Consider the following 20,291-nt stretch of genomic DNA (forward strand, 5'->3'; position numbering starts at 1 on the left):
AGAGCTTGAGCTTCGGATCCTCCCCCGAAGCTCCCTCAACCCCGGCAGTTCCGCTGCCGGGGTTCCTTCATTGCTCGATATCGTAGAAGCTGTAGTAGAGCACCCGCATGTCACGGTCGGGCTCGAAGTTCGAGGCCTGCCAAGCGAACTGCGTGTCGCTGATCTTTTTGGCTTCGAGCGGGCAGAAGGCGACCAGGTCGAGGTTCTTCATCCCTTCCGCCGGGTCTGCCTTGTCGACCACCAGGTTGAACTCCTCGATCGGCCCCTTCCAGAAGTTGCCCGTGGTCAGCACGTAACCCTGCGTCACTACCTCATAACCGCCCTTCGCCTTATGGCGCTGCAGCGCGCTGAGCACTGCATCGTCGATGCAATACTCCGCCCTGGTCGCCGCGACCGTTTCCGGGTCGTCGTACTCGCCGCCGCCCTCATAGACCTGGCCGTAATCGCTGGGGTACCCATTGAGCGGCGCGTAACTGATCTCGACCACCGTCTCGCCTGGAACGAACGCCTGCTCCCACTCGTAGACCGCCTGGTAGCTCCAGTTCGGCCACCACAGTTCTTCGGCGCTCTCTGGCGCACTGGCGAACCAACCTTTCGCCACGAAGGCTTCGAGCGTCTGGCGATCGAACCGGGTCGCGTCGAACTGTTCGGCTAGCAGCAATGGCTCAAGGCCGGCGGCCTCGATCTCTGCCGTGATGTCCCTGCCTTCGAGCTGGGCGTACTCATGCAGCTTGGCCGTGATCGGCTTGCCGTCCACCTTCACGGCGAAGTCCATGTAGTTCCGTGGATCCGCCAGTTGCTCGATGCTGCCCCCGCCCAGATAGCTCGGCCCACCATCGAGCGGCACCGCCGGCATCGGAAAGCCGATGGTGTGGGTTTCGGCGGCCGAAGCGTCCGAGCTGAACTCGTAGCGCACCCGCACTTCGCGCACGCTCAGGTAGAGGTCCTCGCGCGCAATGGCGATGTTGGCGGCCTGTTTGAACACCACCCCGCCGGCAGGAAATTCGCTGATCACCCCATTGGCCAGCGCTGGAGCCGCGAGGCTGGCGAAGACGATGAAAAGAGCACTGCGCACCAGCATGGGTTCCTCCTCGGTTCGGACGCCGGCCCTGTGCGGGTTTGCGCCTGAACCGCGGCTGAACCGGCCGGATCAGAGCCGCCGCACCGGCTGCCTGAGGATGGTCTTCAGTTTGTCCGGCGCGACCTTGCGCGGATCGCTGAGATAGATCTCGTGATGGTGGCCGGTCTCCTTGAGCCCGTTCCCCGGCACAAATTCCTGATGCAGCCGCGCCAGCGTCGGCGCCTCGTCGTCATAGCTGCCGATATGCAGCGTCTGCACCGACAGGCCCTCGTGATAGGTCTCGAGCCTGAGGCTCGCCGGCGCCGCGCCAAGCTTCTTGCCTGTCTTCTCGACAGCCTTCTCAAACTGCCTGGTCGTGACGAAATCCGGCTGCAGGATCATGATCGTCCACTGCCAGTCGCTCTTCTGGCGGGTGAGAAACGTCGACATGTCGTCGGCCCACCACAGCGCCTCCAGCGGCCCGACCACGTAGTCGCTGCCGAGCTCTGCCTTCGCCGCGAACTTCATCGCGTAGCTCACCGAAAAGAGCCAGGCGACGCCCGTCTTGTAGGCCTCCGCGCTGTTGGGATCGCCTGCACCATCGATCTGCACATAGTGCAGCGGCGGCACGTCGACGATCTCGAACTCACCCTTGGGCGGGTTGTAAAGCGCCTTGTGCTGCTTCTTCAGGTCGAGCTTTTCCATCTCACGCTTTGAGCTCGGGCGGCACGATCAGCGTCGTTTCCTTGGGCGACGACAGGACGATCAGCGTCTCCGTCCGCTGCACCCCCGGCACTTCCTTCACCACCTGGGCAAAGAACCCCTCGAGATCCCGCGTTGTCCTGAGCCGCACCTTCATCAGGTAGTTCCACGATCCCGTGACGTGATGTGCCTCCAGCACCTCCGGCGACCTGGCGATCGCAGCGAGGAACAGCTTCTCGGTCGCCGGATCGCTCCAGCCGACGAACACGTAGGCGAGGAGGTCCAGGCCAACCTTCTCGGGATCGACATGTGCATGGAAGCCGCTGATCACGCCCAGCTTGATCAACCGGCGGATTCGATCGTTGAGGGTGGAGGGCGCGACGCCAAGCGTCTTGCCAAGTTCCGCCACCGGCACCCGATCGTCTACCTGCAACAGAGCCAGCAGCTTGTGATCGATATCGTCGAGACCGCTCGCCATCGGCTCTTGGCCCTCCCCAACTGAACGCTGCCTCAACCTACCCACCGAGCCGAGAAAGGCAACCATAGGCCCTGCGCGAACTTGTCATCCTTGCGCAGCCCCGCCGCGCTACCTAACTCCCGTTCGGAACCAAAAAAAGCTGGGAGAAAGCCATGTTCAACATCGACGGTATCATCAAGGCCCTGCAGACCGACCCCAATGCCCAGCGGACTGCGATGACGGGCGCCGCCGGGCTTGCCGCCGGCATGCTGCTCTCGGGCGGCGGACTGGGCAAGATGGTCGGCAACGTGGCCAAAGTGGGCGCGGTCGCGGCGGTCGGCGGGCTCGCCTACTCCGCCTGGCAGGCCTACCAGAAGAACCAGCAACAGGCCGGCGCCGCCTCGGATGGCGCCCCTGCCCCGACGCAGGATGCTTTCGTGCCGCCGCCGCAGGCCGCCTATCAGGGCGAGGAGCTGGGCAAGACCCTGGTGCGCGCCATGATCGCCGCCGCCAAGGCCGACGGCCAGATCGACGCCGAGGAGAAGGAGCGCATCTTCAAGCGCCTTGAGACCATGCCGCTCTCCTCCGAGGAGAAGGCGTTCGTCTTTGACGAATTGGCGAGCCCGCTCGATATCGACGCCGTCGTCGCCCGCGCCGACACACCCGAGCACGCTTCCGAAATCTATGCCGCCTCGCTTGTCGCCATGCAGCCCGATACGCCGGCTGAGCGCGCTTACCTCGAGGCGCTGGCCTTCAAGCTGAAGCTCCCGGCCGGCCTCGTCACCGAGATTCACCGCCAGGCCGGGCACACGCCGCCGGCTCCGGTCTCGTCCGCGGCCGCGTCCTACGTGCCAACCAGCAGCGTCTGAGTTACAAGGCTGTGCGTTCTTGCGCGGCTCAAAACGCACAGCCATGTAGAGCGCGATCAGAGGCGCCACAAATCCAGAACACCGAGCGCTTCGATGTTTCAATGAAACGGTGAAGCGCTTCAGGGCGCACCACACGAGGATTGCGCCATGGAAATCGGTCTCTACTCTTTCGCCGAGAACACTCCTGATCCGCTGAATGGCGGCCACCTGCAGTCGCCGGCCGAGCGGCTGAAGGACCTGCTCGAAGAGATCAAGCTCGCCGACGAGGTCGGGCTCGATTTCTACGGGCTGGGCGAGCACCACCGTCCAGATTTCGTCGCCTCGGCGCCGGTGACCATTCTCGCGGCCGCCGCCGCCATCACCAGGCGCATCCGGCTCTCCACTGCCGTTACCGTGCTGAGCTCGGACGATCCGATCCGCGTCTGGCAGCAGTTCGCGACGCTCGACCTGCTCTCCAATGGCCGCGCCGAGATCATGGCCGGTCGTGGTTCGTTCATCGAGAGCTTCCCGCTGTTCGGCTACGAGCTTGATGACTACGACACGCTGTTCGAGGAAAAGCTCGCCGAACTGCTGAAGATCCGCGAAGGCGGCAAGGTGCTCTGGGAGGGTTCTGAGCACACCAGGCCGATCCCCGGCATCGCCATCTATCCCAAGCCGGTCCAGGAGCCCCTGCCGCTCTGGGTCGCGGTTGGTGGCACGCCGAACTCGGTTGCCCGGGCGGCCTATTACGGGCTGCCGCTGATGCTCGCCATCATCGGCGGCAATCCCGAAGCGTTCACCCAGTTCACCGAGCTCTACCGCCGCACCGCCGAGAAGGTCGGACACGACCTGGCGAAGCTGCCCATCGGCATCTCCTCGCATGGCTTCATCGCCGAGAACTCGCAGGACGCGCTCGATACCGCCTTCCCCGCCCACCACGAGGCGATGAGCCGCATCGGCCGCGAACGCGGCTGGCCGCCCACCACCCGCGCCCAGTTCGAAGCCGGCGCCGGCCCCTCGGGCGCCTACTTCATGGGCTCGCCGCAGCAGGTGATCGACAAGATCCTGATGCAGCACGAGTGGTTCAAGCACGATCGCTTCGGCCTGCAGCTGAGCGTCGGCACCCTTCCCCACGCCAAGGTCATGAAGGCTATCGAACTCTTTGGGACCGTGGTGAAGCCGGCAGTAAACAAAGCACTGGACGGCTAGAGTAACCGTTGACGCCCGACGCGTCAGTGGTATTACGGTCCCCGAATTCAACAGTGGGGCCAACGGTTGCTGCCGATTTTCTACATCAATATGGCCGCCCGCCCGGATAGACGGGATCATGTCGAGCGGCAGCTTGCAGCACTGGGCCTGACCGGCACTCGCGTCGACGCGGTGACACCGTCCGACTTCCAGCAGCCGCCGGGCTCGCCGCTGAGTTCAGGTGAGCTTGGCTGTAGCCGCAGCCATCAGAAGATCTGGCGCCTGATGGTTGAGCAGGATATCGCGGCGGCACTGATCCTCGAGGATGACGTGCTGTTGGCCGACGAGGTCCCGGCGCTGCTGGCCGACCCGGCCCTCCTGGCTGGCGGGGTCGAAGCCATCCAGTTCGAGTCCCGCGGCAACACGAAGGCTCTGCTCGGTCCTGCCGTCGCGACCGCCGTGCCCGGTGTCAGCCGGAACCGCCTGATGTCGTCCAGCCTTGGTTCGGCCGCCTACATCATGACCGCCGAGCTGGCTCGCCGCCTGCTGGCCCGCCCCGACGTCGATCGGCTGGCGCTCGACCACCTGCTGTTCGGCTGGGCCGGCGAGCTTTGCTATGACGCACGCATCTTCCAGACTCTCCCGGCACTGGCCATCCAGCTTGACCAGACGGTCGACGGCCGGCGTGGCGCCGGCAAGAGCGATCTTGACGATAATCGGCTGACCGGCGCTCTGCGACGCAAGAGCCTCGCGGTCCGCTGGCGCAGGCTCAAGATTCAGTTGCGGCACTACACGCGGGTGCTCGTGACCTTTGGGTCCAGCGGCGAACTGTGGGGGGCGCGCAAGCTCCAGTTCCCGATTGCCGAAAACCTGCGCAAGCTGATGTAGACAGGGGGACGCCGGGGAACGGCTCCGCCGTTCGTCATGCCACCGCAATGCCGCTGCCGATCTTTTACATCAATCTCGCGTCACGCCCGGATCGCCGCGATCACGTGGAGCGGCAGCTCGACGCCCTGGGGCTGGCTGGAACCCGGATCGAGGCGGTCACGGCCGCCGACTGCGCTGGTATCCCCGGCTCACCGCTCAACCCGGGCGAGCTTGCCTGCAGCCGCAGCCACCAGAAGATCTGGCAATTGATGATCGAGCAGGACATCGCGGCAGCGCTGATCCTCGAGGATGACGTGTTGCTGTCGGAACAGCTTCCCGCGGTGCTCGACGATCCGAACCTGCTGGCCGGCGTCGATGCCATTCAGATGGAAACGCGGCAGACCTCGGCAATGGTCGGCCGCCTGGTGCCCAGCACCGCCGCTGGGATCGGTCGCGGACGCCTGATGTCATCCAGCATGGGTGCGGCTGCCTATGTGATGACGAAGGCCTTCGCCAAACGGTTGGTGGTGGATCCTCGGGCGGACATGCTGTCGCCCGACATGCTGCTGTTCGGGCGCCCCGGCAGCCTGTTCTATCAAGCCAGCATCTTTCAATCGGTGCCGGCGCTGGCCATCCAGCTCGACCAGACGAGCGACGGCCGCCGTGGTCCCGGTCGCAGCGACCTCGACGAGCACCGCGCCCTGTTCGCGTCACCTGAGACGATCAGTCGCGAGCCACGCTGGCGTCGAGCATCGCGCCACTGGGCCCACCACCTGAGGCTCATCGCCACCTTCGCCGCCAGCGGCGAGCTTTGGGGCGCCCGGCAATACCGGCTGCCGCTGGCCGACGACCTGCAGAGACTGCTCTAGGCGTGGCGGCGGCACACTGGACAACCCCTGCCCGCTTCGTGCATGCCGAGACGCGATGCTGACCATCCCCGTCTACTACATCAACCTCAGCTCCCGTCCGGATCGCCGGGCATTCATGGAGCGGCAGTTCGAGCATCTCGGCATTGCCGCCGAGCGCATCGAGGCAATGCGCATGGATGAAGTGCCGCGCGCCCTCGTCGCGTGGCACACGACGACCCATAGCCTGTGGCGGTTGGCCGAAGGCGACCTCGCCTGTGGCCTCAGCCACCAACGCAGCTGGGAGCGCCTGCTCGAGAGCGGCGCGCCGGCCGCCCTGGTTCTCGAGGACGATGTGCAACTCGCCGCACCGGTGCGCGATTTCCTCGATCCGGAGCTGCCGGCACGGCTGCGAGCTGACCTGCTGAAGCTCGAGACGTTCCACAGTCCGGTAAAGCTGGGCAGCGCGTCGCAGCGTGTCGGCACGACCGAATTGCGCGAGCTCTGCTCATCGCAGATGGGCGGCGCTGCCTACATCCTCACCCGCGAGGCTGCCCGGCACTCGCTGGCCAGTCCGTTACGCAATCAGATGGGGATCGACCGCTTCCTGTTCGGGCGTGGCGGCTATCACCTGCTGCGCAGCCGCGTGCTGCAGGCCATTCCGAGCCCCTGCATCCAGATCGACAAGCTCGACGCCGCCGACCGTGTCGGCGAGAGCAACATCGCGGTGACGCGGGCCCCCTCGGCGGGTCGGCCGGCGCGCGACCTGACGGCCGTGCTCGGCTTGCATCTCGACCATATCGCGCGCCTCGCGCGGCTGGCCGGGCGCGACCTCCCCGCACTGCGCGGGCCGCGCATCATCATTCCCTTCGCCGGCGCCTCCGAGGCCAGATGACCGAGTTCCCCGCCACGCAGATCCCGGTCTACTACATCAACCTGGGCGCCCGCGCCGATCGCCGGCAATTCATGGAGGAGCAGTTCGCGCGGCTCGGCATCGTGGCCGAGCGGATCGATGCCGTGACCATTGCCGGGGTCGGCGAGGCCCGCATGGCTCTGCATGCCGATCCGCACAATCCATGGGCGATGACACGGGTCGAAGTGGCCTGCGTCATGAGCCACGAGAAGGCCTGGCGCCATATGCTCGACGCGGGGAATGAGTTCGCCCTGATCCTCGAGGACGATGCCGTGATGGGCGACGGCCTCAAGGCGTTTGTGGAGCCCGCCTTCAGCAGTGATTTGCGGCCCGATCTGGTGAAGCTGGAGACGATGTACGAACGCGTACGGCTTGGCCGTGCGGTGCGCACCGTCGCCGGCCGCTTCGGCGTCCGCCAGCTGCTGGCCTCGCACATGGGAGCCGCCGCCTACATCATCTCGGCAAGCATGGCTCGGCGCGCCCTCGCCGATCCCAGGCTGCCGCGCATGTCAGTGGATCGCTACATGTTCTCTCGCGGCGGCCCGATCATTCCGCACCGCCGGCTCTTCCAGGTCGATCCGGCCCCAGTGGTGCAACTCGAGCACTATCGGGGCAACAAGCCCGCCGACGCGGAGCGGAGCGACCTCAAGCGGGATCGTGACGGCCACCACGCCGGTGTGCCCCGGCCACTCCGCCATCGCTGGCGCGACGGTCTCGGCAGGGTGGCTTACACCCTCCGGCTGATCGCTCACATTCTGCCCGATGCCGAAGCGCGCCGGCAGAAGCGGCGGGAAGTGCCTTACGAGGGCGACGTCTAGATACTCTCGCCGTTCAAGTGAACCGGCGGAAAGATCTAAGTAATTGATTTTGTAGCGCTTTCTAACCTGAAAAGTCGGCAATCCCCGCCTTCGCGGGGACAGGCTTTTTGCTGAGAGCGCCCTAGTCCCTACTTGCCGCTGCGCCTGATGCTCTTGATCTGCAGCGGCGGCAATCCGGATCTCTCGGCAATGGCCTGGTCCTGCTCCATGATGGCGGTGCGGGCCGCCTCATCGCCATCGAGGCCGCCGAGCAGGCTCGCATCGACCTTGCGGTTGGAGCGCTGGCTGCCGTCCTCGTAGACGATGTCGAACAGCACGAACTCGGTGCGGGCGGTTGGCTTTTTTGCCATCTCTGGGAACTCCTGTTGGCGGCGCAATTCAGCGCTCGCAGCAATCTCGTGGGGGTAACGTATGAGCGCCCCGGAGGTGCGACCGCATCCCCAGGGCGCCATTGTTGTCTGGTAAGGCAGCCGTTACGGGCGGTAGATCCCGTCGCCCTGTTCGTCGATGATCTGCCGGCCCTTGGCGAGTGCGAAGCTGACCACGTCCTCCTTGGACGAGAACCGGTCGGCGCGCACGAACTTGTAGCTCTTGAGCTCGCCGTCGATCTCTTTTTCGATCAGCCCGGCGAGCTGGTACTCGCTCCCCACCGGCATGATCAGCGACTTCACGGTAAAGCCCTTATAGGCCTCCTCCGCCACCACCGCCGGCTCGATCGACTTGCCCGCCGACCTGCTGCCACCACCACCGAAGAGGTTCTTCCAGAACGACATGGGTTCGCCCTCTTAGTTGTCGAGGAAGCTGCGGAGCTTCCGGCTGCGGCTCGGGTGCTTCAGCTTGCGCAGCGCCTTGGCCTCGATCTGGCGGATGCGCTCGCGCGTCACGCTGAACTGCTGGCCGACTTCCTCGAGCGTATGGTCGGTGTTCATGCCGATGCCGAAGCGCATGCGCAGCACGCGTTCCTCGCGCGGCGTCAGCGACGCCAGCACGCGCGTCGTGGTTTCGCGCAGGTTGCTCTGGATCGCCGCGTCGATCGGCTGGATGGCGTTCACATCCGGGATGAAATCGCCGAGGTTCGAATCCTCTTCGTCGCCGATCGGCGTTTCGAGGCTGATCGGCTCCTTGGCGATCTTCAGGACCTTACGGACCTTGTCGAGCGGCATCTGCAGCTTTTCGCTCAGCTCTTCCGGGGTCGGCTCGCGACCGATCTCGTGCAGCATCTGGCGCGAGGTACGGACGATCTTGTTGATCGTCTCAATCATGTGCACCGGGATACGGATGGTGCGGGCCTGGTCGGCGATCGAACGGGTGATCGCCTGGCGGATCCACCACGTGGCGTAGGTCGAGAACTTGTAGCCGCGGCGGTACTCGAACTTATCGACCGCCTTCATCAGGCCGATATTGCCTTCCTGGATGAGATCGAGGAACTGCAGGCCGCGGTTGGTGTATTTCTTGGCGATCGAGATCACCAGGCGAAGGTTGGCTTCCACCATTTCCTTCTTGGCGATCGCCGCTTCGCGCTCGCCCTTCTGCACCTTGTGCACGATCCGGCGGTACTCGGCGATATCGAGGCCGGTTTCCGTCGCCAGCGTCTGGATGTCGCCGCGCAGCTCGTTCGCTGTGTCCGCTTCGCGCTTGGCGAATTCCGCCCAGCCCTTGCCCGAGAGGGTTGCGACGCCTTCGATCCAGTTCTGCTCGAGCTCGCTGCCATAATAGGCCTCGAGGAAGCTCTCGCGCTTGACGCCATAGCTCTCGGCGAGGCGCAACAGGCGCCCCTCGAGGCGCACCAGGCGCTTGTTGATGTCGTAGAGCTGCTCGACCAGGCTCTCGATACGGCTCTGGTTCAGCGACAGCGACTTCACGTCGGTGATCACTTCGGAGCGCAGGCCCTCGAGCTTCTTCAGATCGGCGGCGGTCGCCGGGGCGTTGCCCGCCATGCGGTCCTCGGCGTGCCGGTCCTGCATTTTGCGCATCTTGCCATAGGCTTCGGCGATGCGGTCGAAGGTCTCGACCACCTGCGGCTTCAGCTCGGCTTCCATCGCTGAAAGCGACAGCGAGTTCTCGAAGTCGTCGTCTTCTTCCTCGACCGGATCCTGCGGCGCCTGCGGCTCGTCGGGAACGTAGTCGTCCTCGTCATCGCCCGAGCGCGGTGCCGGCTTCGCCTTGGCAGCCGGCTTGATCTCTTCCTTGACCGCGGAGGGCCGCTCGATCTCGGACGGCATCACCGGGGCCGCCTGCTTGGCGTCGGGGCCGGCATAAGTCGCTTCGAGGTCGATAATGTCGCGCAGCAGAATTTCGGCGTTGGCCAACTGGTCGCGCCAGATAATGATGGCCTGGAAGGTCAGCGGGCTCTCGCACAGGCCCTCGATCATCGTCTCGCGGCCGGCCTCGATGCGCTTGGCGATGGCGATTTCGCCTTCGCGGCTGAGCAGTTCCACCGAGCCCATCTCGCGCAGATACATGCGCACCGGATCATCGGTGCGGTCGCTGCCTTCGCGGGTGTTGGACTTGGAGGCGACGGCAGTGCCGGTCCGTTCGGCGAGCTCGGTCGATTCCTCTTCCGGGGTATCGGGCTCGGCCTCTTCGACCTCATCTTCGTCGACGACGTTGATGCCCATATCGGAGAACATCGCCATGATGTCCTCGATCTGCTCGGAGTTGACCTCCTCCGAGGGCAGAACGGCATTCAGTTCTTCATAGGTGACGTAACCGCGCTTCTTGGCGGTTTTGATCAGCTTCTTTACTGCGGCATCGGATAGGTCGAGCAGCGGGCTATCTGGGGCTTCTGCCCCACCGGCTGCGCCGGCAACTTCCGGCTTCTCTGCGTCTTTGGTCTTGGTCTGGGTCGCTGCCTTGGTGGCCATCTAGCTTGCTGCTCCGGGTGCCCGATCGGGAGGGCGCCGATAGTCGTTAAGTGGTCACGGCTTGAGACATCGTAAAGGGACGGGCTGGCGCGACGGTTTCCGATATGCCGTCACTTGTTCGTCACCGGTGCTGATTCGCCCATAAGCGAAATCGCGCGTACCCGCAGCCTTAACTAAAAGCTTCGTGTCGCGCGCCCCGATAACGAACCAAACCCTTCGATCAATGCCTCTGTGCCATCGACGGTGGTGATCTGGTTCTGGATGTCCCGCAGCCGTTCGAATGTTTCCTCGCTCGGGTCGTCGCCCAGCGCCAATTCGGCTGCCTTCAGGGCCTTATTTAGCTCAACGGATTTGTAATGCAAGGCCAGGGCATGACGTAATCCGATCTCGGCGTCCGGATCGGCGATTTCTGCCCCGCTCTGCCAAACCCCTTGGCGGGCCAGCAAATCCCGCATTTTGTCGAGCGATTCGCCGAAGCCGCGGGTCCCGAGTGCGGCATTCAGCGCCTCGGCGCTTATATCGTGATCCCTGGTCACAAGGTCGAGCATGGTGCCCAACAGGTTCCGCGAGACCGGCGAACTGAGCTCCAGCGACGCAAGTGATTCGAGCCGGCTGTCGGCCAGCGCCGGATGGTTCACCAGCGTCACGAGGATCGCCGCCTCCCGCGGGGTAGCATCCACTCCCCTGCCCGGCTTCAACAGCCGCGAGTTCCTCAGCGTGTCGGACACCACCACCCGCGGGCTGCCCCGGCTGCCGACCGGGCTGGCATTGCCGCCGCGCGGATTGCGCCGGTCGAAGCCGCCGCCACGCTGCCCGCCGCCATCACGCCGCTCCCAGCGCTGGTTGCGCACCGGTGCGAAAAACGCCTGAAGCTTTTCGTCGAACGCCTGCATGTAGTGTCGCTTCACCGAGGCCTCGCCGATGGCGTTGGCCCGGGCCCTGAGCCGCGCCTCGAGCGCCGCCCGCGCCTCGGGCGTCTCCGGCACGATGCCACCGGTCTCGATGCTCCAGATCACGTCCGACAGCGAACGGGCCCGGTCGATCACATCGGCGAAAGCGCCGCGCCCCTGCGCCTTGATCAGGTCATCGGGGTCCTGCCCCTCGGGGAGCGTCGCGATCCGCACCGTCCGCCCCGGCTGCAGGTGCGGCAGCACGATATCGGTGGCGCGGGCCGCCGCCCGCTGCCCGGCGCCATCGCCGTCGAAGCACAGCACCGGCTCGTCGCTCATCCGCCACAGCATCTGCAGGTGCTCTTCGGTCAGCGCTGTGCCGAGCGGCGCCACCGTGCCCTCGAAGCCTGCGGTCACCGCCGCGATCACATCGAGATAACCCTCGACCACGATCACCGATTTGCCGGAGCGCGCCGCCTCGCGGGCGGTCTGCCCGTTATAGAGCGTCATCCGCTTCTTGAAGAGCTCGGTCTCGGGCGAGTTGAGATACTTGGCCGGCACATCTGCCGACATGGCTCGCCCGCCGAAGGCGATGACCTTGCCGCGCAGATCCATGATCGGAAACATCACCCGGTTGCGGAACCGGTCGTAAGGCAGCGGCGATTCCTCGCGCACCACCACCAACCCCGCATCCACCATCTCCTGCGCCGAAACGCCGTTGGCGGCGAGATGCTCCTTCAAGCCGTTGGCGCTATCAGGGGAATAGCCGAGCCGGAACTTCGTCTGCGCCGCCGCGCTCACTCCGCGCTCGTTCAGATAGCCACGGGCCCGTGCTCCGATATTGTGGCTGAGCGCCGCCTCGAAATACTGGGTGGCGACTTCCATCACGTCGTAGAGCGAGCGCCGGCTTTCCTGCCGCGCCTCGTCGCGCTCGTCGCGCGCCGGCATCGGTACCCCGGCCATCCCGGCGAGTTTTTCCACCGCCTCGGGAAAGCTCATCCCGGCTTTTTCGGTCAGGAAGCGGAAGTGATCGCCCGATACCCCACAGCCGAAGCAATGGTAGATGCCGCGCCGGTCATCGGCATGAAAGCTCGGGCTTTTCTCGCCATGGAACGGGCAGCAGGCCCACATGTCGCCGCGCTGCGGCTGGCTCTTGCGCTTGTCCCAGATGACGTGCTCGCCCACCACCTGCGAGATCGGCAGGCGCTGCCGGATCTCATCGAGGAAGCCGTCGGAAAAGCGCATGCGGCATAACTAGGCGTTTCCACCCGCCACCGCCACTCCCGCCTGAATGCTATCCCCGCTGTCCCCCCACGCAACCCTCGGTGGTCGAGCGTCGTTTGGCTTCGGAAGGCACCGATGACAACAAGCCACGCAACCGCTGAGAGCAACTGGTTCGGACGCTGGCGCGCCATCGTGCTGGCGACGCTCCATTCGTTCTTCTTCGAACGCGACAACGCGCCGCGCTGCGCAGCCGTGGCCTTCTTCGGCTTCCTCTCCTTCTTTCCCGCCATTGCCACCGTCGCGCTGATCTATGGCATCGTCGCCAACCGCCAGATGGTCGCCGACACTATCGAAACCGTCGGCGATGTCGTCCCCCAGATGGCTCAGGGCATCATTGCCGAGCAGTTGACCATGCTCGCCAGCCAGCCGCCGACAACGCTCGGCCTCGGGCTGTTGATCACCGTACCCTTCGCGCTGTGGAGCGGCTCGCGTGGGGTCGATTCCCTGCTTTATGCCATGTCGCGCATCCGCAACGAGGCGCCTCGGCGCGGCTTCTTCAAGTCGCTGGCTTACGCGATCGGCCTCAGCATCGGCGGCGCCGTCTTCGTGGTCCTCGCCCTGCTGGCGGTCGCCGGCCTGCCCGCCCTGATCCCATGGCCGTCCGGCGAAGAGGTCGTGGCGCTGGCGCTGCGCTGGCCGGTATTGCTGCTGCTCAGCGTTCTCGTACTTGCCGCGCTCTATCGCTGGGGCCCCGATCGCCACCCGCGCAAGTTCCGCCACATCTGGCCGGGCGCCATCCTCGCCTCGCTGCTCTGGCTGCTCGCCGGGGCGATCTTCTCGATCTATGTCGAGAACTGGGGCAACTACGAAGCGACCTTCGGCTCGGTGTCCGCCGCGGTGGTGCTGCTGCTGTGGCTGTACAACTCCGCCCAGATCCTGGTGCTGGGAGCCGCCTTCAACACCGAGATCGAACGCGCCACGGATGGGAGGGAGGCGGTCAGCCCGACTCCCCCGCGCTGATCCATCAGCGCCTGCATTGATCCGGGCAGCGCCCGCGCTGCCAGGTCAGGCGACCTTCACCTCGATGCTCCTCAACTGCCAGGCGATGTAGAGCTGGAACAGCCCATAGAGGATCATCAGCACGCCGACGATGCTCACCAGCACCAGGGCACTGCTGAGCGGCATCACCAGCAGCAGCACGCCGAACAGCAGGTAGGCAGAGGCGCTGAGCACCTCAGGCCAGAACGTCCCCTGCCGCAGCAGCGCCCGCCCGGCGATGGTGACATAGAGCGCGAACGCCCCGATCAGGATCATCATGATCCCGACCACGATCACCAGCGTCGAGATGCCGATCGCCGCCGCCATCGCCGGGAACGCCACGATCAGGATGCCGGCAAGGATCGCGAGGATATGCCGGGTGATCGCAACGCCGAGCCGCGAGCTGGTGCGGCCGCCGAACAGCAGGCCCCACAGGCCCAGCGCGCCATCGATGATGACGATCACGCCGCCGACCCACACCAGGGTCGCCAGCGCCAGTTGCGGCGAGATCAGTGCGAAAATGCCGCCCGCCAGCATCAGCACGCCGCGGACGCCCGCGAAAATGCTCGGCCAGGGTAAAGCGCTATCGGTAGCCATTCTCTCCTCCTCGGTCACACGGACTTGGTACCCGCAGCGTCACCAGCCGATTTGAACATCCGCCACGCCAGCCCGAACAGGCCGATCGCGAAGATGACGGCAAGGATGCCGGCGAGCGTCACGAACACCAGGGCGCTGAACACCGGCCAGAACAGCAGCGCGATGCCGAACAGCACGTAAAGCGTTCCCGACAATAGCACCGGCCAGATGCGCGCATATTGTTCGCGCTCCCGGATGATTACCCAAATCTCCATGACGCCGACGAAGATCGACTGGAATGCCACGAGATAGACCAGCAAAGTCGCCGTCAGCAACGTCGCAAAGAACGGCGACAACAAGATCAGCACGCCGGTGATGATGGCAAGCACGTTGCGGATCACGTCGAACCAGAAATTGCCGGTCTTGGCGCCACCAAAGGTGAGGCTCCACAGCCCCAGCACCCCATCGACCAGCAACAATGCACCGCCGGCGATCACCAGTATCGCCAGCGCCTGGGCCGGAAAGAACACCGCATAGAGTCCCGCCAGCAGCATCAGCAGGCCTCTGAGCCCAGTGATCCACGCCCAGCGCTTTTTCGTGTCACTTGATACAGCCATCGGTCCGCCTCCAATGTTGTTTGCCTCAAGGAGGTTAGCGGTTTTTGCCGTCCCGCCAAGCCTTGTCTGGGGTTTAGGCACCGCTGCTTATCCGGCTTGCTTCCTGCGACATGGCGTGGTCTGACCGCCCCGGATATTTTGAGGATAGTCATGCCGATCGCCATTTACGCTCTGGCGCTGGCCGCATTCGCAGTCGGCTCGGCCGAGTTCGTCATTTCCGGCATCCTGCCGCCGCTCGCCGAGGACCTGGCGGTGAGCATTCCGGTCGCCGGCCTGCTGGTCAGCGCCTATGCCATCGGCGTCGCTGTCGGCGGGCCGGTGCTGACCGTCTTCACTTCGCGCTTCTCGCAGCGCAACGTGCTGATCGGCCTGATGATTGTCTTCTCGATCGCCCAGGTGCTGTGCGCCATCGCCCCCGATTACGGCCTGTTGCTGGCGGCGCGGCTGCTCTCCGCGGCTGCCCATGGCGTGTTCTTCGGCGCCGGCAACGTGGTGGTCGTCGGCCTCGTGCCACCGGAGCGGCGCGGCGCCGCCTTCTCGCTGTTCATCTCCGGCATCACCGTCGCCAACCTCCTCGGGCTCCCCGGCGGCAGCGCCATTGGGCTCCATTTCGGCTGGCGCGTGCCCTTCCTCGCCGTCGCGGCGCTTGGCGCCATCGCCGCCGTCGTGCTGTTCCTGAAGTTGCCGCGCGACAAGCGCCAGGAGGGTGACCGTCACGCCACCTTCGGCGAGCAGGTACGCGAACTACGCCACCAGGAGGTCTGGCTCTCGTACCTGACCATCACCTTCGTGATGATCGGCGCCCTCGCCTTCGGCACCTTCCAGGTGCCGATCATGCTCAACGTTACCCGGCTGCACCCCGACATCATCCCGATCTACCTGCTGGTCGGCGGTATCGGCTCGATGCTGGGCATTTACCTGGGCGGCCGCGGCACCGACTGGAAACCGATGCCGACGCTCTTGACCGTGCTGCTGCTGCAGGCGCTGCTCTACTTCACCATGCTGTTCGCCATGCACGACAAGGTGTGGATGACGGTCAACCTGCTCGGCACCTCGATCCTCGGCTTCGCCTTCTCCACCCCGTTGCAGGCCCGCGTCATCGCGGCGGCCCACTCGGCCCCCAACCTCGCCTCGTCGCTGATCTCGACTGCCTTCAACATCGGCATCGCCGGCGGCGCCTTCATCGGCGCCATGCTGCTCAGCGCCGGCGTCAGCTATGCCGATATCCCGGCGGTCGGCGTCGTCACCAGCCTCTGCGCCGCGGGAACCGCCAGCCTCTCATGGTGGCTGGAGCGCCGCGGTTCCGCTGCCGCCACCAGCGAGGCCTAGCCGGAGCGCCTACCTAGGATATTTTTTACCATCGGCGGGCGCATTTCCCCGCCGATGGCGCCGCTCCGGTACGATGCAGCTACTCCCCGCGTCCGACCCAAACTCCGCCAGTGCTCGACCAGACGTCCCTGCTCATCGCCATCGGCTTTTCCGCCACCGCCCTGATGCTGACGCTGGTCATCACCTGGCTGGGCTCGCGGCCGGACTGTTATCTCTTGAGCTGGGGCCTCGGCCTCGGCTTCGTGGCGCCCGGCTCGATGCTCTACGGCTGGTTCGAAACCTACGATCCGGCCATGCAGTGCATCGCTTTCTCGCTGCTGCTCGCCGGCTTCGCCTTCATCTATATCGGCTGCACGCAGTTCTCCTCCGGCCGGACGCCCTGGCGCTCGGCCATGGTGGCCTGGGTGCTGGCCTGTGGGGTCATGAGCGCGCTGTTCGTCGTTGGCTTCAGCGGCATCGGCACCATCGTGATGAACGTCGCCGCCGCCGGCTTCTTCCTCGCTGCCGGCCGCGAACACTGGCTGGCGCGCACCAACACGCCGCTCGCCATGCTCGCCAAATCTGCGCTCTACGGCTCGACCGCCGTGACCTTCGCCCTCTGCGCCGTCGTGCTGTTTGCCGGCGGACAATGGGTGCTCACCGAGCGGCCCCACAACTGGGCCGAAGACCTGAACTCGATCGCGCTGCTCGCCTCGCTCGCTGCCGCCGGCGCCGTGACCATGGCGCTGCACCAGTTTCGCATCACCGAAGCACATCGCCACCTGGCGATGACCGATGCGCTGACCGGCCTGCTTAACCGCCGCGCGCTGTTCACCTTTGCCGGCAACGCCCCGGTGGCGCCGGCCACCGCGGTGATCATGCTCGATCTGGATGATTTCAAGACCATCAACGATCGCTTCGGCCATGCCATCGGCGACGAAGTACTGGTGCGCTTTGCCGCGATCCTGTCGCGCGCCCTCGGCCCAAAGGACGTGGCGGCACGCCTCGGCGGCGAGGAATTCTGCCTGCTCGTCCACGCCACCAGCGCCGCTGCTGTTCACGCCCTTGCCGACGGCATCCGGCTGGAATTCGCCAGCACCGAGCCCTTGCCGGGCGATTTCGGCCCACCCACGGTCAGCGCTGGCATCGCCATCGCTTCGCCGCGCCCCGAGACCTTCGACGCACTGCTCCGCGCCGCCGACGAGCTGCTCTATCGGGCCAAGGACGCCGGCCGCAACCGCGTCCACGGCCCGGAGCTGCGGCTGGCGGCGTAGATCGTTCACGATTGGGCTGCATCGACGAAGCTGGTGGGCTCGACGCTGGACCTACCCACCGGCTGTCATCCCAGCGAAAGCTGGGACCCATCTATCCACCTGCGCCAGCTGCGAGTTGGGTCCCAGCTTTCGCTGGGATGACATCGTAGTTGGGGTGATCGCAGTGCGTCAGCTCGACGCTGCACCAGCATCCGGCACGCCAAACAACCTCAGGCGCCGAGCGCTGTCCTGATCTTGGCGGAGGCCTTACCGAAATCGATCCGGCCCGGGAAGTCGGCCTTGAGCGAGGCGACCACCTTGCCCATGTCCTTGGCGCCGGCGGCGCCGGTCTTGTTGATCGCGTCGATGATCGCCGCCTCGACCTCCGCCTCGCTCAGCCCCTTGGGCAGGAACTCGTTGAGGATGGCGATCTCCTCGCGCTCGACCACCGCCAGGTCCTCACGGCCGGCCTTCTCGTAAATGCCGAGCGATTCCTCGCGCTGCTTCACCATCTTCTGCAGCAGCGCCAGCACGTCCTGGTCGCCCAGCGGCTCCTTGCCCTGCCCGCGCGCGTCAATGTCCTTGTCCTTGATCGCCGCATTGATGGCGCGCAGCGTCGCGGTACGCCGCTTGTCACCGGCCTTCAGCGCCGTCTTGTAGCCTTCGCTGATCGCTTCACGCATTCACTAGCTCCTTGGTGCAGGCGGCACGTCGGCCACCATCAACAGATTTCCATCCGGGTCCTTGAAGGTGAAGAACACCCCATCGGTCACCGGTCCCACCTCCATTGCGCCAGCGGCGACTGACTGTTGGCGCGCCGCGTGCACGTCGGAAGTATTGAAGTGAAACGCCGGCTTCTTGTCATGCGGTCCGGCGAATCCCTTGCTGTCGAGCACCAGGCCGCTGCCTTCGACCATTGGCAGCACATGGATGTGCCCGAAGAAGATCTCGCCACCCGGCTCGAGCCCGAACAGGCCCCGATACCAGTCCCTCGCCCGCTCGATGTCGCTCACCGGAACGAACACCCCACCGATCTCACGCTCGATCGCACTCACCGCGACTTGTCCCCTCTATGCCGCACCCCATATAGCGCAATAATACCCGTGCGCCACTTGCGCTTGGGCCGGGCCCCTTCTAAGGAGAGCCCTCAACCGACATCGACCCGAACCCTTGGAGCCCCGCCATGACCGGCTGGCAGCAAAAACCTGCGACCGCCCTCCTGCTGCTCGAGGACGGCACCCGCCTCGAAGGGCACGGCATCGGCGCCATCGGCCACGCGGCCGGCGAGGTCTGCTTCAATACCGCGATGACCGGCTACCAGGAGATCCTCACCGATCCGTCCTATGCCGGGCAGATCATCACCTTTACCTTCCCGCATATCGGCAATGTCGGCACCAACGACGAGGATATCGAGACGGTCAACATGGCCGCGCTGTCGGGCATCCGCGGCTGCGTGCTGCGCGCCGACATCACCAACCCGTCGAACTACCGGGCGGTCGAGAAGCTCGACGCCTGGCTGAAGAAGCGCAACATCATCGGCATCGCCGGCGTCGACACCCGGGCACTCACCGCCCGCATCCGTGAGAACGGCATGCCGAACGGCGTCATCGCCCACGCCCCCGATGGCTACTTCCACGAGCCTTCGATGCAGGCTGAGTTGAAGAACTTCCCCGGCCTCGAAGGGCTCGATCTCGCCCGCGAAGTCACCACCGCTCAGACCTACCACTGGGACCAGACCTCCTGGACCCGGACCGAGGGTTATGGCCGGGTGGAGAACCCCGAGTTCCACGTCGTCGCCATCGACTATGGCGCCAAGCGCAACATCCTGCGCCAGCTCGCCGACCAGGGCGCGCGGGTGACCGTCGTTCCGGCCACTGCCACCGCCAAGGATGTGATGTCGCATAACCCCGACGCCATCTTTCTCTCCAACGGCCCGGGCGATCCGGCCGCGACCGGCAAGTATGCCGTGCCGACGATCAAGACGCTGATGGAAACCGGCAAGCCGATGTTCGGCATCTGCCTCGGCCACCAGCTGCTCGGCCTCGCGGTGGGCGGCAAGACGCAGAAGATGCATCAGGGCCACCACGGCGCGAACCATCCGGTCAAGGACCTGACCACCGGCAAGGTGGAGATCACCTCGATGAACCATGGCTTTGCCGTGGACACCGAGAGCCTCCCCGGCAATGTCAAGCAGACCCATGTCTCGCTGTTCGACGGCTCCAACGCCGGCCTTGAAGTCGAGGGCAAGCCGATCTTCTCGGTGCAGTACCACCCTGAAGCCAGCCCCGGCCCGCATGACAGCCACTACCTGTTCACCCGGTTCCTGAACCTGGTGCGCTCGCAGAAGGGCATGGCGCTGCAGCCGGAACAGGTGAAGCCCGGCGAGTAATCGCCGAGCCCAAAGAAAAAGGGGCCGCCGGTGGCCGGGCGACCCCTCTCAGCCATGGCTGGCCGAATTACTGCGCGGCCGGAGCCGGAAGCGTCGCTACATAGGCATCGAACTCGGCCTGGTCGAGCGAACCGTCCTTGCTCGTATCGGCGGCGTCGAACGCCTCCTGGGTCAGATCAGGCCAGGCAACCTGTGCCTCGGCAAGGCTCACACCGCCACTGGTGTCGGCATCGACCGACGTGAAGGTGACTGCCGCCGCCTGGGCGAAAGCCGCCGAGGAAAGGCCAATGGCTGCGATGGTGATCAGGAGCTTCTTCATGGAGTTTTGTCCTTCCATGTGAGGTTCAAATCGGCACCCGGTGGCCCGGGTCCGGCCGACAACCTTAATGCTGTCGGCGAGGACAGAGACTAAGCCTGATTGTGCTCGCAAACCG

Annotated in this window: 22 protein-coding genes; 10 read left to right on the forward strand and 12 right to left on the reverse strand. The window is 65.3% G+C overall.

What is annotated here, in order from left to right; all coding sequences use genetic code 11:
• Positions 1-67: 67 nt before the first annotated feature.
• The 3 genes from ACSQ23_RS17180 to ACSQ23_RS17190 form a co-directional block, all read right to left on the reverse strand.
• Complete coding sequence (locus tag ACSQ23_RS17180; protein ID WP_436091325.1) at positions 68-1,075, reverse strand: DUF4424 family protein; 1,008 nt, start codon at positions 1,073-1,075, stop codon at positions 68-70.
• A gap of 75 nt (positions 1,076-1,150) precedes the next feature.
• Positions 1,151-1,765: a GyrI-like domain-containing protein gene (locus ACSQ23_RS17185; RefSeq protein WP_436091326.1), complete on the reverse strand. Its 615-nt coding sequence runs from the start codon at positions 1,763-1,765 to the stop codon at positions 1,151-1,153.
• 1 nt (position 1,766) lies between these two features.
• Positions 1,767-2,240 carry an Lrp/AsnC family transcriptional regulator gene (locus tag ACSQ23_RS17190; RefSeq protein ID WP_055880382.1) on the reverse strand — a complete coding sequence of 158 codons (474 nt, stop codon included), beginning with the start codon at positions 2,238-2,240 and terminating at the stop codon, positions 1,767-1,769.
• A gap of 152 nt (positions 2,241-2,392) precedes the next feature.
• Between ACSQ23_RS17190 and ACSQ23_RS17195 the strand changes: the two genes are divergently transcribed.
• The 6 genes from ACSQ23_RS17195 to ACSQ23_RS17220 all read left to right on the forward strand — a co-directional run bounded on the left by ACSQ23_RS17195 (position 2,393) and on the right by ACSQ23_RS17220 (position 7,698).
• Positions 2,393-3,088 (forward strand): tellurite resistance TerB family protein, encoded by a 696-nt coding sequence (locus ACSQ23_RS17195; protein WP_436091327.1) that lies wholly within the window; start codon positions 2,393-2,395, stop codon positions 3,086-3,088.
• A gap of 147 nt (positions 3,089-3,235) precedes the next feature.
• Complete coding sequence (locus tag ACSQ23_RS17200) at positions 3,236-4,276, forward strand: Atu2307/SP_0267 family LLM class monooxygenase (protein WP_436091328.1); 1,041 nt, start codon at positions 3,236-3,238, stop codon at positions 4,274-4,276.
• Positions 4,277-4,342: 66 nt separating this feature from the next.
• A complete protein-coding gene (locus ACSQ23_RS17205; RefSeq protein WP_436091329.1) occupies positions 4,343-5,143 on the forward strand; it encodes a glycosyltransferase family 25 protein in 801 nt (266 codons plus the stop codon).
• Positions 5,144-5,190: 47 nt separating this feature from the next.
• Complete coding sequence (locus ACSQ23_RS17210; RefSeq protein ID WP_436091330.1) at positions 5,191-5,991, forward strand: glycosyltransferase family 25 protein; 801 nt, start codon at positions 5,191-5,193, stop codon at positions 5,989-5,991.
• 55 nt (positions 5,992-6,046) lie between these two features.
• The gene (locus ACSQ23_RS17215; RefSeq protein ID WP_436091331.1) at positions 6,047-6,862 is read left to right on the forward strand and encodes a glycosyltransferase family 25 protein; all 816 of its coding nucleotides are present in this window, start codon (positions 6,047-6,049) and stop codon (positions 6,860-6,862) included.
• Complete coding sequence (locus tag ACSQ23_RS17220; RefSeq protein ID WP_436091332.1) at positions 6,859-7,698, forward strand: glycosyltransferase family 25 protein; 840 nt, start codon at positions 6,859-6,861, stop codon at positions 7,696-7,698. The genes ACSQ23_RS17215 and ACSQ23_RS17220 overlap by 4 nt, the downstream gene beginning before the upstream one ends.
• A 128-nt stretch (positions 7,699-7,826) precedes the next feature.
• Here the strand turns inward: ACSQ23_RS17220 and ACSQ23_RS17225 are convergent, their stop codons facing one another.
• The 4 genes from ACSQ23_RS17225 to dnaG form a co-directional block, all read right to left on the reverse strand.
• Positions 7,827-8,048, reverse strand: coding sequence for a hypothetical protein (locus tag ACSQ23_RS17225; RefSeq protein WP_055880400.1), 222 nt, complete (start codon positions 8,046-8,048; stop codon positions 7,827-7,829).
• Positions 8,049-8,171: 123 nt separating this feature from the next.
• A complete protein-coding gene (locus tag ACSQ23_RS17230; RefSeq protein ID WP_436091333.1) occupies positions 8,172-8,471 on the reverse strand; it encodes an HlyU family transcriptional regulator in 300 nt (99 codons plus the stop codon).
• Positions 8,472-8,483: 12 nt separating this feature from the next.
• A complete protein-coding gene (rpoD, locus tag ACSQ23_RS17235) occupies positions 8,484-10,562 on the reverse strand; it encodes an RNA polymerase sigma factor RpoD (protein WP_082533471.1) in 2,079 nt (692 codons plus the stop codon).
• A 173-nt stretch (positions 10,563-10,735) separates the two neighbouring features.
• Positions 10,736-12,697 (reverse strand): DNA primase, encoded by a 1,962-nt coding sequence (gene dnaG, locus ACSQ23_RS17240; protein ID WP_056000849.1) that lies wholly within the window; start codon positions 12,695-12,697, stop codon positions 10,736-10,738.
• Positions 12,698-12,811: 114 nt separating this feature from the next.
• Between dnaG and ACSQ23_RS17245 the strand changes: the two genes are divergently transcribed.
• A complete protein-coding gene (locus tag ACSQ23_RS17245; RefSeq protein WP_436091334.1) occupies positions 12,812-13,696 on the forward strand; it encodes a YihY/virulence factor BrkB family protein in 885 nt (294 codons plus the stop codon).
• A gap of 45 nt (positions 13,697-13,741) precedes the next feature.
• On the opposite strand, the gene ACSQ23_RS17250 is transcribed toward ACSQ23_RS17245, so the two are convergent.
• Together ACSQ23_RS17250 and ACSQ23_RS17255 are read right to left on the reverse strand one after the other, a co-directional pair.
• Entirely contained in the window at positions 13,742-14,311 is a 570-nt protein-coding gene (locus ACSQ23_RS17250; RefSeq protein ID WP_055880412.1) for an HdeD family acid-resistance protein, read from the reverse strand.
• A 14-nt stretch (positions 14,312-14,325) separates the two neighbouring features.
• On the reverse strand, positions 14,326-14,907 hold the full coding sequence (locus tag ACSQ23_RS17255) for an HdeD family acid-resistance protein (protein ID WP_082528171.1): 582 nt from the start codon (positions 14,905-14,907) through the stop codon (positions 14,326-14,328).
• Between the two features lie 150 nt (positions 14,908-15,057).
• Here ACSQ23_RS17255 and ACSQ23_RS17260 point away from each other — a divergent pair, with 150 nt between their 5' ends.
• Complete coding sequence (locus ACSQ23_RS17260) at positions 15,058-16,236, forward strand: MFS transporter (RefSeq protein WP_436091335.1); 1,179 nt, start codon at positions 15,058-15,060, stop codon at positions 16,234-16,236.
• Positions 16,237-16,346: 110 nt separating this feature from the next.
• Positions 16,347-17,489 carry a GGDEF domain-containing protein gene (locus ACSQ23_RS17265; protein ID WP_436091336.1) on the forward strand — a complete coding sequence of 381 codons (1,143 nt, stop codon included), beginning with the start codon at positions 16,347-16,349 and terminating at the stop codon, positions 17,487-17,489.
• Between the two features lie 209 nt (positions 17,490-17,698).
• On the opposite strand, the gene ACSQ23_RS17270 is transcribed toward ACSQ23_RS17265, so the two are convergent.
• The gene (locus tag ACSQ23_RS17270; RefSeq protein WP_056000869.1) at positions 17,699-18,151 is read right to left on the reverse strand and encodes a GatB/YqeY domain-containing protein; all 453 of its coding nucleotides are present in this window, start codon (positions 18,149-18,151) and stop codon (positions 17,699-17,701) included.
• Between the two features lie 3 nt (positions 18,152-18,154).
• Complete coding sequence (locus tag ACSQ23_RS17275) at positions 18,155-18,523, reverse strand: VOC family protein (RefSeq protein ID WP_436091337.1); 369 nt, start codon at positions 18,521-18,523, stop codon at positions 18,155-18,157.
• Positions 18,524-18,651: 128 nt separating this feature from the next.
• Between ACSQ23_RS17275 and carA the strand changes: the two genes are divergently transcribed.
• Positions 18,652-19,857 carry a glutamine-hydrolyzing carbamoyl-phosphate synthase small subunit gene (carA, locus tag ACSQ23_RS17280; protein ID WP_055880430.1) on the forward strand — a complete coding sequence of 402 codons (1,206 nt, stop codon included), beginning with the start codon at positions 18,652-18,654 and terminating at the stop codon, positions 19,855-19,857.
• 67 nt (positions 19,858-19,924) lie between these two features.
• On the opposite strand, the gene ACSQ23_RS17285 is transcribed toward carA, so the two are convergent.
• Entirely contained in the window at positions 19,925-20,176 is a 252-nt protein-coding gene (locus tag ACSQ23_RS17285; protein ID WP_055880432.1) for a hypothetical protein, read from the reverse strand.
• Between the last annotated feature and the right edge of the window lie 115 nt (positions 20,177-20,291).

It is taken from the genome of Devosia sp. LjRoot16 (genome assembly GCF_964252795.1).
In the GTDB taxonomy this organism is placed as follows: domain Bacteria; phylum Pseudomonadota; class Alphaproteobacteria; order Rhizobiales; family Devosiaceae; genus Devosia_A.